Source organism: Wenjunlia tyrosinilytica (assembly GCF_014646055.1).
GTDB lineage: Bacteria > Actinomycetota > Actinomycetes > Streptomycetales > Streptomycetaceae > Wenjunlia > Wenjunlia tyrosinilytica.
On record NZ_BMMS01000109.1, the window covers coordinates 1 to 2,969 of the forward strand.

The 2,969-nt window shown below is 74.9% G+C and carries 1 protein-coding gene; it reads right to left on the bottom strand.

The genetic code is table 11. The features are described from left to right. On the bottom strand, positions 1-2,882 hold a 2,882-nt coding region (locus tag IEY86_RS35700; protein ID WP_308425207.1), incomplete at its 3' end, for a beta-ketoacyl synthase N-terminal-like domain-containing protein. Positions 2,883-2,969 lie beyond the last annotated feature (87 nt).

Here is a 2,969-nt window from a genome sequence, read left to right on the forward strand (position 1 = left end):
TCCCCCAACGACAACGCCCCGGCCACACACGCCGCAGCGATCTCACCCTGCGAATGACCGACGACGGCCGCGGGCCGCACTCCATAGGACTGCCACAGTTCCGCCAGCGAGACCGCTATGGAGAACAGCGCCGGCTGGACGACCTCGGTGTCGGTGAGCGGAGGAGCGCCGGGCCGCGCGTGCAGGACGTCGAACAGGTCCCAGCCGACGAGCGGGTGCAGCGCGTCGGCGCACTCGCGCATACGGTCGCGGAACACCGGTGCTTCCGCGAGGAGTTGGACGGCCATGCCCTGCCACTGGCCGCCCTGGCCGGAGAAGACGAAGACCGTGCCGGAGCGGGGCCGGGCCCGGCCGGTCACGACGTGCTCCGGGCTGCGGCCGTCCGCGACGGCGGCGAGCCCGGCGAGCAGGGCGTCCCGGTCGGTGGCGACGACCGCGGCCCGGTGGTCGAGCCGGGCGCGGGCGGTCGCGAGGGTCCGGGCGAGGTCGGGCAGCGGGACTGCGTCGTCGCCGGGGCCGGTCAGGTGGGTGAGCAGCCGCCCGGCCTGGGCGCACAGCGCGTCAGGGGTGTGGCCGGACAGCACGAAGGGGCGCGGCCCCGGCGTGTCATCGCCCGCCGCCCGGTGGGGTGCCGGCGGCGCCTCCTCGATGATGGCGTGCGCGTTGGTGCCGCTGATACCGAAGGAGGACACCCCGGCCCGCCGCGGCAGGTCGCCGGCGGGCCAGGGGGTGGGCTCGGTGAGCAGCGCGGCGGGTCCGCGCGCCCAATCCACCTGCGGGCTCGGCGCGTCGACATGCAGGGTCCGCGGCAGGACTCCGGCCCGCAGCGCGCTGACGAGCTTGATGACGCCCGCCACACCGGCCGCCGCCTGTGTGTGGCCGATGTTGGACTTCAGCGAGCCGATGAGCAGGGGGCTGCGACGCCCGGGGCCGTAGGCGTCCATGAGGGCGGACGCCTCGATGGGGTCGCCGAGCGTGGTGCCGGTGCCGTGGGCTTCCACGGCGTCCACGGCCGCGGGTTCGAGCGCGGCGTCGGCCAGCGCCTGGCGGATGACGTCGCGCTGGGCGGTGCCGTTCGGCGCGCTGAGCCCGTTCGAGGCTCCGTCGGAGTTGACAGCGGTGCCGCGGACGATCGCGAGCACCGGGTGGCCGAGCCGGTGAGCGTCGGAGAGCCGCTCCACCAGGAGCATGCCGACGCCCTCGGCGAGCCCGGTGCCGTCGGCCGCCGCCGCGAACGCCTTGCAGCGCCCGTCGGCGGCCAGGCCGCGCTGCCGGGAGAACTCCACGAAGATCTCGGGGGTCGACATCACGGTGACGCCGCCGGCGAGCGCCATGGCGCACTCCCCGTTGCGCAGCGCGCGCACCGCGAGGTGCAGGGCCACCAGCGACGACGAGCAGGCGGTGTCCAGCGCGACGGCCGGCCCGTTCAGCCCGAAGGCGTACGCGATGCGGCCCGCGGTCACGCTGGTGGAGTTGCCGGTGAGCAGGAATCCCTCGACGCCGTCGGCGGGTTCGTTCCACCGCGGGCCGTAGCGCTCGTCCATCACGCCGACGAACACGCCGGTCCTGCTGCCGCGCAGGGTGCCGGGGTCGATTCCGGCGCGCTCGAACGCCTCCCAGGAGGTCTCGAGCAGCAACCGCTGCTGCGGGTCCATCGCCAGCGCCTCCCGCGGCGAGATCCCGAATAACTCGGCGTCGAACTGCGCCGCGTCGGAGAGGAATCCGCCCTTGTCGGTGCTGGACCGGCCGAGCCGCTCGGGGTCGGGGTCGTAGAGCCGGGCGACGTCCCAGCCGCGGTCGCCGGGGAAGTCCGTGATGGCGTCGCCGCCGTCGAGCAGCAACCGCCACAGGTCCTCGGGGGACCGGACCTCTCCCGGCAGCCGGCAGCTCATCGCCACGATCGCCACCGGGTCGTCCGCCTCGGCCCGCGGGGCGTCGACCGGGGCGCCGGAGCTCTCGGCGGCCCCGGTGAGTTCGCTCACCAGATGGGCGGCCAGTTGGCGGGCGGTGGGGTGTTCGTACAGGAGTGTGGCGGGCACCTGTGCGCCGGTGGCGGCGGTGAGGCGTCCACTGGCCTCGGTGGCGGTCGCGGAATCCACGCCCAGGTCGCGGAAGGTGCGGTGGGCGGGTACGGCGGACGGTCCGTCGTGCCCGAGGGCGGCGGCGACCGTGGAGGAGACCAGGCGCTCGGTGACCCGCTGCCGCTCCCGGGCGGTCAGACCGGCCAGCCGCCCGGCGAGCCCCGCCGGCGGCTCGGCCGGGCCCGCGGCCTGAGCGGCGGGAGCGGTGCCACTGTCGAGAGGAGCGGCGGCCTCCCCGCTCAGCCAGTGCGGTCGCCGTTCGAAGGCGTACCCCGGCAGCGGGAGGGTGGTCGTGTCGCCGTCCGCCCACACGGTGGGCCAGTCGATCCCGACGCCGTGCACGAAGGCCGCGCCGAGCGCCGTGCGGAGGCGGGCGCCGCCGCCCTCGCCGCGTCGCAGTGTAGGCAGGACGGCGGCGTCGTACCCGGCTGCGATGGCGGTCTCCTGCACCGGGACCGTCATCAGCGGGTGCGCGCTGACCTCGATGAAGGCGTCGATGCCGTCGGCGAGCGCGGCGGCGACGGTCTGCTGGAAGTCCACAGGTTCGCGTAGATTCCCGTACCAGTACGTGGCGTCCAGTCCGGCGGTGTCGACGGGACCCGCTGTGACGGCGGAGTAGAACGGCAGGTCGCACGAACGCGGAGCCAGCCCCTCCAACTGGGCCAGCAGCGGCTCACGCAGCACCTCGACGGCCGGACAGTGAGACGCGGGGGCGGCCGGTATCCGCCGGACCTTGACTCCCTCCCCCGAAAGCTCCGCCATCAACTCGTCCAGCGCCGCACCCTCCCCCGACACCGCCACCGAACCCGGACCGTTGACCACCGATAACCACAACCGCCCGTCCCAGCGACCGAGCCGCGGCCCCAACTCTTCCGCCGACAACGCCAC